Source organism: Xenorhabdus sp. SGI240 (assembly GCF_040081915.1).
Lineage (GTDB): Bacteria > Pseudomonadota > Gammaproteobacteria > Enterobacterales > Enterobacteriaceae > Xenorhabdus > Xenorhabdus bakwenae.
Genome location: NZ_JBEBMB010000065.1, coordinates 1 through 13933 on the forward strand (window position 1 = coordinate 1; position 13933 = coordinate 13933).

11 protein-coding genes, 1 tRNA gene and 1 pseudogene are annotated in these 13933 nt (G+C 43.3%); 5 read left to right on the forward strand and 8 right to left on the reverse strand.

Annotated features, from left to right (window positions below; translation table 11 throughout):
• The coding region (locus tag ABLA76_RS13750) for a TraI domain-containing protein (RefSeq protein ID WP_348988348.1) at positions 1–989 on the forward strand (989 nt) is incomplete at its 5' end.
• 108 nt (positions 990–1097) lie between these two features.
• Complete coding sequence (locus ABLA76_RS13755; protein WP_348988355.1) at positions 1098–2126, forward strand: site-specific integrase; 1029 nt, start codon at positions 1098–1100, stop codon at positions 2124–2126.
• Between the two features lie 351 nt (positions 2127–2477).
• Here the strand turns inward: ABLA76_RS13755 and ABLA76_RS13760 are convergent.
• From ABLA76_RS13760 to mutY, 5 genes are all read right to left on the reverse strand, one after another.
• Positions 2478–2553 (reverse strand) — tRNA-Phe (locus ABLA76_RS13760).
• Between the two features lie 756 nt (positions 2554–3309).
• On the reverse strand, positions 3310–3519 hold the full coding sequence (locus ABLA76_RS13765) for a transposase family protein (RefSeq protein WP_348988349.1): 210 nt from the start codon (positions 3517–3519) through the stop codon (positions 3310–3312).
• A gap of 109 nt (positions 3520–3628) precedes the next feature.
• On the reverse strand, positions 3629–4702 hold the full coding sequence (mltC, locus tag ABLA76_RS13770) for a membrane-bound lytic murein transglycosylase MltC (protein WP_348988350.1): 1074 nt from the start codon (positions 4700–4702) through the stop codon (positions 3629–3631).
• A 101-nt stretch (positions 4703–4803) separates the two neighbouring features.
• Positions 4804–5076, reverse strand: a complete 273-nt coding sequence (locus tag ABLA76_RS13775) for an oxidative damage protection protein (protein WP_047770725.1) — start codon at positions 5074–5076, stop codon at positions 4804–4806.
• Positions 5077–5102: 26 nt separating this feature from the next.
• Positions 5103–6143, reverse strand: a complete 1041-nt coding sequence (mutY, locus tag ABLA76_RS13780; protein ID WP_047770724.1) for an A/G-specific adenine glycosylase — start codon at positions 6141–6143, stop codon at positions 5103–5105.
• A gap of 280 nt (positions 6144–6423) precedes the next feature.
• Between mutY and ABLA76_RS13785 the strand changes: the two genes are divergently transcribed.
• The 3 genes and pseudogenes from ABLA76_RS13785 to ABLA76_RS13795 all read left to right on the forward strand — a co-directional run bounded on the left by ABLA76_RS13785 (position 6424) and on the right by ABLA76_RS13795 (position 8311).
• Complete coding sequence (locus tag ABLA76_RS13785; RefSeq protein WP_047770723.1) at positions 6424–7638, forward strand: integrase arm-type DNA-binding domain-containing protein; 1215 nt, start codon at positions 6424–6426, stop codon at positions 7636–7638.
• A gap of 216 nt (positions 7639–7854) precedes the next feature.
• Positions 7855–8061, forward strand: a pseudogene (locus tag ABLA76_RS13790) (AlpA family transcriptional regulator).
• A gap of 106 nt (positions 8062–8167) precedes the next feature.
• The gene (locus ABLA76_RS13795) at positions 8168–8311 is read left to right on the forward strand and encodes a hypothetical protein (protein WP_348988351.1); all 144 of its coding nucleotides are present in this window, start codon (positions 8168–8170) and stop codon (positions 8309–8311) included.
• Between the two features lie 285 nt (positions 8312–8596).
• On the opposite strand, the gene ABLA76_RS13800 is transcribed toward ABLA76_RS13795, so the two are convergent.
• From ABLA76_RS13800 to ABLA76_RS13810, 3 genes are all read right to left on the reverse strand, one after another.
• Positions 8597–10522: a UvrD-helicase domain-containing protein gene (locus tag ABLA76_RS13800; RefSeq protein ID WP_348988352.1), complete on the reverse strand. Its 1926-nt coding sequence runs from the start codon at positions 10520–10522 to the stop codon at positions 8597–8599.
• A 9-nt stretch (positions 10523–10531) separates the two neighbouring features.
• A complete protein-coding gene (locus tag ABLA76_RS13805) occupies positions 10532–12676 on the reverse strand; it encodes an AAA family ATPase (protein ID WP_348988353.1) in 2145 nt (714 codons plus the stop codon).
• Between the two features lie 425 nt (positions 12677–13101).
• Positions 13102–13933 (reverse strand): integrase domain-containing protein (locus ABLA76_RS13810; RefSeq protein WP_348988354.1); only part of this gene is annotated, 832 nt, incomplete at its 5' end.

Genomic DNA, 13933 nt, shown 5'->3' on the forward strand with positions numbered 1-13933 from the left:
ATTTTGCCCGCCAGCCTGTCACACCACAACAATTACCCGAACAACAATCGGAAGTCATTCGTGACAGCCGGGGCTATTTCCGGCCGCAATCCGCTGACGAGTTACTGGCCACCTCCCTGCGCCGTCAGTGTCTTCAGCAATTATGGCAAAACAGTGCCTTGCCCGAAGGGCTGTATCAGCGTTTTTATCTCGCGCCGGTGAAGCAATTGTTGGGCAGTGTGCAGCAAGTGCCCGCCACACCGGAAGGCGACTGGTCAGGGAGTGGAGGATTTGCTGACCTGACACTGCAATTTACCACCTGTGCCGTGCGGCTGGCGAAGGGGCATCTGTTCCCCCCGGGAGCCGCCCCGGAAACGCAGGCGGCCCAGAGTCTGTTATGGCAGACCGTCGTGTTCTGGGCGGCGTTGTTTTACCACCTGCCGTTGTTGCGGCAACTGGACGGAGAGCTGGAAGATGGCCATCACTGGCAGCCGGGTGTCTGTATCCCCGGTAAGCTTTTTCGTTTCCGCTTTCGCACACCGGAAAATGCCCTGACGGTGCCACAGGAAGCTTTGCTGGCCGCCGGTTTGTTACCGGAAAAAGCCCTCATGTGGCTGGTTTCCGTACCGGAAGCCTGGCATTGTCTGATGTTGCACCTCAATGGTCGCCCTTCCTCCGTCCCCCTGATTGATGCGTTGCTTCAGGACGCCGCCGGGCAGGTTCATTCCCCGCTGGTGAAACAGGGGGGGTTGCCAACGGCAGTCGAAGCGGCCCTGGCTTCCGAAGCCGGTACCCGGCCGGAAACCCAATCAGCCGCTTCCGCAAATGCAATGAAAAGTCCTTCTCTATCGACGGCGGACGATACCCGGACGTTATTGTCATTATTTCAATCAGATGATGAAGTTTCATTGCCCGTTAATGCAAATGAGAACGATAACGATTTGAAAATAAGCAAACGCACAGGCAGGCCATCAGAAAATGTTGCTCCTGCCGGGGAGGAGTCGTCATGATATTAATCATGAAACAATTTCAATGTGTGATTGATTTTTAACGGAATGATTAACCGCTTTCTATATTGAAAAGCCGCCGGGTTGGGTTGCTGATAACAGGAAAAAATGATGCACGGAACAGAAGAAACCATGGGTTGGGAAGCGTTATTAGACGAGTACTTTTTTTCACATATCCTGAGACCGGATACCGAATGGAGTTACCGTAAAGTGACGAAGGGTTTTATCCGGTTTATGGGGGAAGCGGTCTCACCGATGCAGGTTATTCACCGGGATGTGCTGCGGTGGCGGCGCCATCTTCTGGTGGAGAAAAAGCAGTCGAGCCATACCTGGAATAATAAGGTGGCGCATATGCGGGCGATCTTTAATTTCGGCATGGAGCAAAAACTGCTGCCGCACACGGAGAATCCGTTTAACGAAGCGGCAGTAAAAAAAGAAAAGAAAAAGAAGAAGATTTTGAGTCAATCGCAGATAACCCGTATTAATCTGTTGATGGGCAAGTTTGCGGAAGAAGAGAGAACCGGGGTGATGCCACGGGGAGGGCGTTGTGCCCTGTATCCGACCTGGTATTGGTCAACGGTACTGGCGACATTGCGCTTTACGGGGATGCGCCAGAACCAGCTACTGCACCTGCGGCTGCGGGATATCAATCTGGACAGCAATTATATTGAACTGGGGCTGGAAGGCAGTAAAAACCACAGTGAATGGGAAGTACCGATTATCCCACCGCTCAAACCCCGGCTGGCAAAATTAGTGGAAAGGGCGATAGCTGCCGGCGTGAAAGCCGACGATCCGATTTTCGATCTCAGCCGGTTAAGTGTGCCGCACCCAAGCCGGCTTTCCCGTTACCAATACGATATCAACCGGGAAAAACAACAGCTCCGCGCTTTCTTCCGCAGACTGTCCAGAGAGTGTGGGTTTGCGGTCTCGCCCCACCGCTTTCGTCATACGGTGGCCACAACCCTGATGAAATCGCCGGATCGTAATCTGCCGCTGGTGAAACGATTACTGGGGCACCGTAATGTGGCGACCACGATGGAATACATTGATCTTGATATGGAAGTGACGGGCAAAGCCCTGGAGCGGGAACTGGGATTGTATACTGACTTTGCTGGTGAGCGGGCCGATGAGAATGAATAAAATGGCGTAAAAAAAAAGACAGGGCAGATCTCAGACAGGATTGAGGAGGTGGCGGTGTGAGTGAACTGCCCTGCATCAAATATTGATGGTATGAAAAAAGGGCTAATTCCGGTCTCCTGCCCCGTAAAGTTTTTCCCTTACTTGACATCAGAATCAATTACTGAAATCATTACCTTAAACGAGAAAAGGGCGGCTGTTAAAACAGCTACCCTGTCATCTTGTCTTAAATGTTCTTCTCAACTAGACAGTACAAATTGAACTGATTAGGCTTTAACATTTAATTAACGATTGATTCTTTTTCGCGCTTTTGTCAGGAAATTTAACAACCTACGACAAACCCGCATGGAAATTTGGTGCCCGGAGGCGGAATCGAACCACCGACACGGGGATTTTCAATCCCCTGCTCTACCGACTGAGCTATCCGGGCTAACGGGGCGCATTAAATCGTATCCAGCCCAATCCGTCAAACACTTTCTGCATAAATTTATTTATATGCGTTTAAATCACACAATAAGCTATAAATCCAAACAAAATGGAGAGTTAATCCCCCTAGGGGTTACGCATGAAATGTTGGTGGGCTAAAATTGATTAAATAGCAGCGCTTCCATATAGCCATTATCCCACCCGGCCGATTTCCTTCGAGCACTCAAACTCAGTTTACTGTTGGTATCTCGTTTAACAATATTGAGCACCATTTTACGTCATTGGGCAAATACTCTTGTGGCGGTCCGCTCTCTCATCCGTGCATCATCTTCTCTAAAAGTGACATCCAGTACCCAGTGTAAACTATTTTCGATAGCCCCATGTTGTCTTATGGCACCTAGTTGAAAGGCGGGAGAATCATGACAACGGCTTAAATAATAACGAAAATCAGAGGGCACTGTGTCAGAATAGCGTTCTTGTCGTATCGTTTCCGTTACCAGAAGAGCCTGAATATCTGGCCAAGAACTTAAGTATTCCGTCTACTGCACACTGACATAAGCTGAGTCCTTTCTCAACTGAGAATGCACTCACCACATGTAGTGGGCTTTGTTCAATTTTCTTATCAAACGAATGGCGTAAACTTTTACCATCAATCGCAATGATCACCCGCTTTTCTGAAGAGACGTCCCGAGAAACCCACTGATAAAAATGACGTTCAAAGAGATCGGGATTTAATAAACTGAAACAGCGCCGGAAAGTATCATGTGGAGGAATACCGTCTTTGAGCGGAAGAAATGAACCCAGCCAATCCTTTTTTAGCTGGCCGTACTTGTTCAATATCGGTCCAGGCATTAGCCCCGGCAATGACAGCGCATACGGCGATCACTAAGATATCAATAAAACGGTGTTTAACCTTTCCCTGACAACGTGGTTCTGGAAAATCAGAAAAGACCTCCACTAATTCTTTCATCTGCACCCCTCTCAAAATGAAGGAATTATCCACTCAATATTTTCATGCGTAACCCCTGGTAATCCCCCCTCCATCTGCTATTTTTTACTATCAACGAATCTGTTATTAACTACCTGCGATAGCTTTTTTGAGCATTATTTACTTTCAGCAAATAGCGACGTGATTCAGCAGAAGGATGTTTATTGGTCAGGGTTGCATAAACATCACCAGGTTCCATTGAATTGATGATTTGAACCGCTTTCTTTTTATCATTGGAGAATACGCGTAATACGCTGCCGGCACCGCCATTGTAAGCTGTGATAACAGCATACCGACGTGAGGTAGCGTTTTTGATTTCCCCCAAGTATATATTTTGCAAAATTGATAGATAGGCGGTGCCGATATCAATATTGTTCTCAGGGTCGAAGAGATAATTGCGGCCAGGCTGGCCTGATTTTCCTTGCATATTGAAAACATCTCGTCCGGCGGTGTGCTGCATTACCTGCATAAGTCCCAGGGCATCAGAGCGGCTGACGGCATAAGGGTTAAAACTGGATTCAGTCTGCATGACGGCAAAGATTAGAGATTCATCAACGCCATATTTGATGGAGGCTTTGCGCACAATAGGAAGATATTTATGGGCACGTTTATCCAAATGGTTAGGAACCAATTGGAGAGTAACCGACCAAATAACGTGTAATCCTGATTGACGTTTTTGCAACTTATTCTGGAGTAGATAATTGGCAAAATGACGTGCGCGCCATTCCCAGCGAATGGGTTCCCCCGTGTTATCCAAAATTTGTCCATATAGAAAAGGTTCTTTGCTGATCTGAACATCGTTGGCGTCGGAATAAAGATCAATAGTGCCAGGATCATCTCCCATCAGCAATGTCGTAACAATCGCTTTGCGTAAATGTTCAGTAGGCTCAATGGGAGAGATGGTTTCAATCGTAATATTTCCCGTCTCAAAATTGATATGGCTGCGGGTCTTATATTGATCTGTGTATTTAACGTAATCTTTTGGGCCTGCGATTAAAACTTCCTGCAATCCCCAAATATTTTCAATATTATGAGCAAATTGCCCCATCAAAATATCGAAACCATTGGTGTCTTTTATATATTCTTCGTTGTACTCAACGTCTTTTTTGCTTGAACAGGAAATTAAAAGTGGGGCGAGGAGGAGCAAAGCCAGCAGTTTTTTCATTTTACAATGCCGTTGGATATTAATGCTGTTGGATATTGAAGTTTCAATCAATGTATAGAGCCATACAAAATGGCTCTTATTATACTATTCGAGTAGTAATATTATTGTTCTGGAGGTGTATAACCGTCGATTTTAATATCATGCCCTTCAAACAGGAATTTCACCATCTCTTGTTCAAGCAGTTTGCGATCTTCTGGGTTCATGGTATTGAGTTTTTTTTCATTAATCAGCATGGTTTGTTTACTCATCCATTGTTGCCATGCTTCTTTTGAAATTTCATTGAAAATACGCTTGCCCAACTCCCCTGGATAAAGCTGAAAATCTTGGCCTTCCGCTTCTCGTTGTAAAAAAGTGCAAAAAATAGTTCTGCTCATAATTAATCCTCAAAATAGTGGGTAACTTAACCCAATTGTTGCAAAAGATACTCAACGGGAGCTGCCAATCCAATGGTTGCTGGCTGACGTAAGTTATACCAAAGTCCTTTACTTTCATCCATACAGGAATCAAAAGTTAAAATATCGATTTTAATCGGAACGATATCTAAATGAAAATGGCTGAATGTGTGGCGAAATGCTGTCAGTTGTTCAAGTTTGCTGTGTGAGATACCTGAGTTTTCCAGCCATTGTTCCAGTGATATTTGATCAGCAAATTGCGGGAAAGCAAACAAACCACCCCAAATCCCAGAAAGTGGGCGCTGCTCCAGCCAGACCATATCGCCATGTTGCATTAATAAAAAGTAGGCTGTTTTTTCAGGGATGCTCTGTTTGGGTTTTTTCCCCGGATAGTTTGCCCAACTATGATTGGCGTAAGCGATACAACCCGTGTTAAGTGGGCAAATCTCACATTTTGGTTTGCTACGGGTGCAAACCATAGCCCCCAAATCCATCATCGCCTGATTAAAATATTCGGCACCTTGCCTGGGCGTCACGCGCGTGCTGATATCCCATAACTGGTTTTCAACTTCTTTTTTCCCCGGCCAGCCATCAATAGCGTAGCAGCGTGCCAAAACACGTTTCACGTTACCATCAAGAATAGGGAAATGCTTGCCTTGAGATAGTGAGAGAATAGCTCCGGCAGTTGAACGCCCTACACCGGGCAGAGCTACAACATCATCAAAGGTTGTCGGAAATTTGCCGCTGTGTAACGTGACAATCTGTTGTGCAGCTTTATGTAAGTTACGAGCACGCGCGTAATATCCCAACCCGGTCCATAAATGGAGAACCTCATCCAGCGGCGCAGCAGCTAAGGAAGCAACATCAGGAAAGCGTGAAATAAATTTTTGGAAATAGGGAATAACTGTCGCAACCTGAGTTTGTTGCAGCATCACCTCTGAAAGCCAGACGTGATAGGATGTTTTCTCCAACTGCCATGGCAGAGTCTTGCGACCATAACGGTGATACCATTCAAGCACCACTTGTGAAAATTGCTCAGCTTCCATCATTAGAATAATTGTCTTTATATCGGATAATTGTTTTGTGAACAGGATTGCAACATAGCGGAACCTCGGTGTAAACCCGAACTTTGTTTCGAAGCAGTACTCAGGCTGATAATATACTTATTTCACCGTCTATAAAAGTCCACTAATCACATTAAAATAAAGTAATTTACGCCATTTTATTCTCTCTTAGTCTAGTATTATATTTCTCAATCTATGCAATTTATTGTATAGTTTTCCGTATAGAAACTTCCTATTTATTTTTTCTATACAATATTGGTGGATTATGAAGCTGACAGACTTAGTAATTAAGCGAGCGAAGCCAAAGGAAAAAGCCTATACGCTGGCAGATGGCAATGGGCTATCTTTGTTAGTTGACACTAATGGTTCGAAAGGTTGGAGATATCGTTATCAATTTGCGGGTAAAACCAAAATGCTCTCATTAGGTGTCTATCCGGTAGTAACGCTTATGGAAGCCAGAACCAAACGTGATGAAGCCAGAAAGTTAGTGGCTAATGGAATCAACCCCAGCGACGTAAGAAAAGCTGAAAAAATATCCGCCGCAAACCTGATAGAAAATACCTTCAAAAATATAACATTTGAATGGTACGAAAAACGCAAAGACAGGTGGTCAGCTTCCTACGCAAAAGAAATGATGGAAACGTTTGAAAAAGAAGTCTTTCCCTACATAGGTAACAGACCTATTGCTGAAATTAAGCCAATGGAGCTTATGGCTGTTTTATCCAGATTGTATGATCGTGGAGCGAACGAGAAACTCAAGAAAGTACGCCAGCGCTGTGGGGAAGTGTGGCGATATGCAATAGTAACAGGGAGAGCCGAATATAATCCCGCCCCTGATTTAGTCTCAGCTTTTATTCCACATAAAAAATCTCACTATTCATTTTTAGTTGTTGATGAACTCCATGAATTCTACAAAGCCTTAAATGCTTATATAGGCAGTTTTATAGTAAAGATGGGGATGCGTTTGCAAACGATAATAGGCGTTCGTCCCGGTGAATTACGCACAGCCGAATGGTCAGAAATTGATTTAGATAAGGCTGTTTGGGAAATATCGGCTGAAAAAATGAAAATGCGTCGCCCTCATATTGTTCCTCTATCAAGGCAGGCTCTTGATATTTTAGAACAGATAAAGCCCATGACAGGCCAAGGGAAATATGTTTTTCAGGGCAGGAATGATGCAAGTAAGCCAATGAGTGATATGGCATTAAATGTATTAATTAAACGCATTGGTTATGCAGGGCGGGCTACAGGCCACGGATTCCGCCATACCATGAGCACAATTTTGCATGAGCAAGGATATCCGTCTGAATGGATTGAAACACATCTTGCTCATGTTGATAAGAACAGCATCAGAGGAACTTACAATCACGCTCAATATCTGGATGGTCGCAGGGAAATGCTGCAATGGTATGCGGATTATATGGAGAAGTTGGAGCGAGGTGAAAATGTGCTGATAAGAACATTTGGCAAGAAGGCGTAAATGCATGGTTATTTTTCACACCGCCGTGCCCGTGGCACATGAGTCCGTTTTTTATACAACCTACAGAGAGAAAGGTTGAACTTCGGATAAAACGATAAATTCAACAAATCGGAAAAACAATTAACGCTGTTCATTTAATCTTGCTTTTTAAATAATCCGCCTGTCATCAAACAACGTCCCTGATGAGCGTTCAAGGACTCTGTAACAGGAGAAAATATGACAATGACAGCACTGAAAGAAAATCTTATTCGTTTGCCGGAAGTTCAACGCAGAACGGGTTATAGCAAAGCGTGGATCTACAAACTGATTAGCGCAGGGACATTTCCAAAATAAGTCAAACTTGGCGCTCGCTCCGTCGCTTTTATTGAATCAGAGATTGATAACTGGATTGCGCAACGTATTGCTGAATCACGAGCGGCATAACACAGAAAAGAATATGACATAAGAAACGTAACATAAAAAAGCAACGCCCCGTAGTGCTCACAACACATACAGGGCGTCTGACCAACAACCGTTATACGGAGTAACGATGATGGCTGAAACACAGCATACCCAAACTCACCCTAAATTTACATCTTTGGATAAATCAGGCGGTCAAAAACCGCTCGACTTTACGGGAGTGTTGGTGTCGCTGCCCGAAGGTGATCCTTACAAGCGACCGGATCATCGATAAGTCTTACCACGCTAATGAACGGAAATCATAAGGTCAATGCGTAATTCATTTTCCGAGACAAAAAATAATGTCAGAAGCGCGATGGCATTATTTGAATTGATTAGAATGCAATCTACCCGTTCCAATTTTATGGTGTAACAAAATCAGGCAACTTGCTCTAACTCACTTCTGGACAAAAGCGAGCTAGATTTATCTTGCTAGCTCGCCAAGTTAGGATTAGTAAAAGTAAGTTAAAACATCAGAAGCAAAACGTAAGACTTAATTCCATTACTTGTACTTGCTTCCTTAAAACTCAATAATTTCATCTTCTCGCGCAAATTTTTTTTCAATAAGATTGTCCTTTACCTTAGCCACATCGGATGTATAAATCACATGGGCGAGGCTATTCTTCGCTCGTGTGGATGTGACATAGAACAATCGCCTAGTTCGCTCCAAACCAGTCTCTTCACCCTCATTCTGTTTTTTCTTGCTTATATTTGAAAGCTCTTTCACTCCAAAATACTGCTCGTAAGAAAATAGAAAACCGCCTGCTTCGTCATCATCCATAATAACCATAACACGCTCGAATTCGTTACCTTTCACTCCTTGATGGGTTCGAAAAATTGAATTCTCATTGATGTAGTCATTATAATTTCGAATTTGAAAGAAATCAGTTTCCAACGCTTCAGCCCAAGCAGTTATCTCGCTATCATCTTGTTCTTCAGCTTCTGATTCAATCCTCAGTATAGCCCCCATTTGTTTTGGCTCTGATTCACTCTCACTCTCTTTGGAAGTCACTACATACGTCTGTAATTTTGGTGGAATTCTCAGCAGGTTATGTTTAGCCAAAACTTCTAGGACTATACGAAAACTGACTTTTTCATCTGAAATCGCATCTCTAAATGCATGTTCCGCATTTCGAGCAAGTACTAGCGGGTCATTTTTGTTAGCGTCAAGCACACTGGCTTCCAAAAGCGGTGAATTATTTTCTCTCAGGATAGACATCAATTCTGCTCGTCTTTCATTACGACTCGCCTCAGACATAGGAAAAACAATGTTAGAGAAAAAATTTAATTCGGAATTTTCACCTTTAGAAATCCGATCTTTAATTCTGTCTGATTGTTCAAGTTTGTTCCAAAGATCACTAAAGCCAAGACGACGTCCAACCATTTTATGTTCCAAAAGCAAGATAGCTGTATCTTTGGATTTAGTATCTGTCCAGCCTGTGTCACCGGTAACTTTTGCCATAACCTCACGAATTCTTGCTTCAATTTCATCTTTGTTTGAAATACCGTGCGATAATAAGAAATATCGAACATAACCGTTTGCAGCTCCATCTCGGGAAAACTGTTTTCGTTTATCATCTTCACTACGAATTTGATTACCCAAAGCAACGATTCGTCGCGCTGAGCGATGGTTCATTTCTTTGTTGAAGGTAGTCCAATCACTTGGCTTGGTATTACCCAGTTCAGATTCGCCTCCACCGAAGATACGTTGCATCATATCCCCAAACAAGCCAATGACTACTTTATTTGATTTAGCACGTTGCAGCTCAAAGAATGCTCGGACTACATCTTTGTTGGTATCCTGACTTTCGTCGATAAATATGAAAGGGAACTTGTTTACAATGACTTCAGCCATCATCGGCTTATTAGTCAAAAAACTTGAGAAAAGCTTTAAAACATCTGTATGCGACAATGCATTCTTTGCAGAGTTGACGCCATTTGGGTCGTAAATGAATGAGCGAGGTTCAGCTAGCCAATTCATTTTTTCCTTTAGCCGGGTAATTGTTCTCTTCCGAACTTCTGATGCTTTACCTTTGCGCCCACGACTTTCCACATTTTCTATTTCAGCAAGGTCCGAAGGAATTTTCTCTAGATACCACTTGCGAATGTCTTCATTAAAACCAGCAATAGCAGACCAACAAAAGCTATGAATTGTTGAAACCGCAAAGATGGGATGTTGCTCAATCCGATCCACGATTTCATCGGCTGCATTGTTCGTGAAGGTTACAACAGCAATTTGCTTACCTTGCCGAATAAAGTTACCAGAATGTTCTTTTTTCAGAAAATCCAGAGCTTCTTTTAGAGAATAAGTTTTACCCGATCCTGCTCCCGCAAAGGTGATAAAACTTTTCCCTGAACCTATACGTAGGCACCCTCGGATCCCTTCATCAACTCTATTGTCATGATCAATAGGTTTGGTTTCCGCCAAGTAAAAGTCTTCTGACATAAGCCCCTCCTACATTTTGTACTGAAGCTGAGCTTCTAGCCACTTAAGACCTTCACTCATGTATTCGGGGGGATTGAAATAATCTTCCTTCTTATTTGCGATATAGAAAAGGCAATCGAAGGCAAAGTCTCCTTTCTTTAAAGTTTGCACATAGCAATAGAGTGACTCTGATAGGGAGCTACTATCATTGTTAAAGGCGTCTTTAATCTTTTGTTTACTTTGAAAATATTTATTTTCAGAATTCGCCAAAATCAATGCATCTTCAAAAGTACGGGATAAAACTTCCTTTCCAGTAATCTGAGTTGGCTTTTGGTAGGCAACGTAAAGTGGCGCACCTTGACTATTTGTAGCATGTTCCGCTTTTGGTAAGGACAGCAAGTCATCCAAAACTTCTTTTTTTGGATACCAATTTTTCAAGGTATCATTACTGGTTTTTTGATCTGAATTATGTTGCGGGAAGCATGATTTCCCTTCGTTATCAACTGAATCAAGATCTGTTAGCACCAGAGTTGCAACCCCAAGTTTTTCGACTAATTCTTGGTATTTATGAGTGTGTGCACCGCTTACCTCCAGTATAGAGATGTATCGTTTCGATAAGTTCGGAAATCTATTGGAAATGAACTCAGGCACCAAAAGACGTTCTGCTTGCCCCTCAACGAATATAACTCCATCGGCAAAGAAAATGTCACAGTGAGTCAGCTTTAGATGTTTTCTGACAAACTGAAGTTCATCTTTTGGGTCCACGAATAACTCTGACATATTTGCAATTGACGTATGATCCATTGCAATTGAAGTGTCAGCATTATTTCGCCGGAAGTACCGTAATTCTTTGAAGTCGATATCGTTGATAATATGGCTAGAGTGTGTACTAATCACAAGCTGTGTTTGGTATTCAGACTCATCTTGTTTGCCACACAAGTCGGGATGGTTCCGCAAAGTATTATAAGCTTTCGATACGAATACTCGTTGAACTTGAGCATGCAGATTGACTTCCGGCTCTTCAAGTAAAACTAAATGGATTGGTTCTATCTGGTCTTCTATCCTATCCTCAAAGGCTGCTGACTTTCCAATGCGCATCCATTTGTCGCGAAATTCCAGAAGCCTGAAGGTCAAATAAATAAGATTTTGGTAACCAAGCCCCAAGTAACTTTCCGGAACAAACTCTTCTTCATCTTTGTCAAAACGGTATCGGATCGATGACGATTTTTGTAATGCATCCATACCACTAATTTTTGCGGCAATTTCAACAATCGGGTTGCCACCGATACCGGGATACCCCATATTCTCCAGTTCATTAAAGGGGGCACCAAACTGCTTATTCAATCTGTCGGTAAACTCTTTTTCTAGTGCTTGCTGTTGCCCCAAAACTTCAAGGTCTTGTATCTCAGGAAAATCTTCAGGGTTCAAAATACGATCGTAATATTCTCGAAGTAACTTATTAAGACGTTGTTTTTCTGAATATGGCCCTTTTTGATCTGTACTATCTTCGGCACCTAATCCGCGTTGTTCGGATATAGTGTCTACTCGAATTAACTTTTTCAAAGCTTCAGATTTAAGAGGCTGCAAAACTTCGCTCAGCGTAGACTTTGCCTCTTTGCTTAAAATGTAGTGCTTTTGCTTTATGAACTTACTGAAGTTCCGGCCTTTCTCCAGAAAATCACATAAATCTTTGGGCCACAGGCTTACCTTACCTTTGTGTTCGGACACTACACTTTTTTTATCAACAAACTCACGACATAATTTAGAAATATCGATTGGTTCGTAAGTTATGCGAACGAATAGGGCACCACCACACCATTCCAAGTCCGGGAGGATGTCACGAACCTTGTATGCCTCACTTGCTTTCGCGGTGATCTCGATGTCTAAACTCGGCAGCAAACTGGTGAAATCATCCGATAGATCCTGCATTTTCTCGCTAGTGGGAAATTCTTGTTCGACTTGTTCGCCCAACTTTTGGATTTTCTTCCAATTTTGCTTAGATATATCTCGAACTTTTAGATTGTCCGGACTTTTCAGGAAAGTGTGCAGCGCACTAATACAGGACGTTTTTCCACTATTATTAGCGCCAACAAGAACAGTTGTTTTATCATCAAGTACTAGGGTTACGTTGACTAGTCGTCGATAGTTTTTCAAAGAGAAAGAGGAAATTTTCATTTAATAAAACCTTAAAAAAACGGAATCGGATATTTCAAAAAAAGAGTTCTATTATTCTGACCGAACACACTTCTAGCACTGCAATACATTTATTCAATGTTGAGCTGTATTCTTTTCTATTGCTCAGCCTTTTATCTATCTTGTTCACTTTTAATAAGCAACTCAATGAACATCATCAAATTGTGTGACTTTCCTATGTTCATCAAGGATGAATCATGGAAATAATCAATTTGGTAACTGTATATCTTTTCATTATTAATAGTAGGACAAAATCCAATTAACAGAATGTAAATGAGTCCTTGCTCTAACAAGAAATGGGGCAGAAACGGGTTAGGGCTAACATGTGAATAATAGGCTAAGTGTCAAGGTTGGTTTGCTCGTATTCCAATGACCAAAGCAGCAGACCATGTATGATCCAATACAGCTTATTCACCCTCAATATTCCGGTAATACACCTGCCTGATATAGCGTCCTCGCTCATCGCCATGTCCTAAATCCATCGATACCAGTGCCTGTGCTTCCTGCTCGCTGAAACCCTGGGCTTTGTAATGTTCACCAGATTGCTGGGCAAAATGATAGCGCATACTGTGTGGGGCTTTCTTGCCGTTCAGACCTGCCCTTCTGACAATATACCGGTAACGATCTATGGCCTGAATAACCGTCGGTTTATCAATCAGTTTGCCGCTGCGCCCTGCCTGCTCGCATTCGGCGTAGGCAATAGCGTGTTGTAAGGCTTCCCGATCCAGTATCAGCGTCTGTCTGGGCCGCCCGCCTTTGGTGCCGAAGACCACCCGCACAGAGGTATGCCCGTTTTCCAGCGCTTTTTTCCAGGTGGCTAAGGATTTATAGGCTTCCACCGCTTCTTTGGTGCGCAACCCCAGTACATACGCCAGTTGCATGACCGCCGCCACGCGCCGGTCTTTTTGCTCAACCTGCTGGAAAACCGCCTGAAATTCCGCAGGCATTAATGCCGTTTTAGTGCCTGTGCGACTCGTCTCGACAATACCCAGTGCCCGGTTACTCAGACGGGCGTTATCCGGTGAGGCCAGTTTATGCTTGCCCGCCTGCCTTAAAATCGTCCGCAGGGCTGACATCTCATTTTGCAGGGTTCGGTGACTGATTTTGCTGGCCTTACGCTCAGCAATATAGCGCTCAATGTATTTGGCTTTGAGGCTGTCCATCTGTCGGAGCTTAATCCCGTTATCTTTTAGAAAATTAAGGAATTTCCAGGCAATTCGTTCTCGATCCGCCACCGTC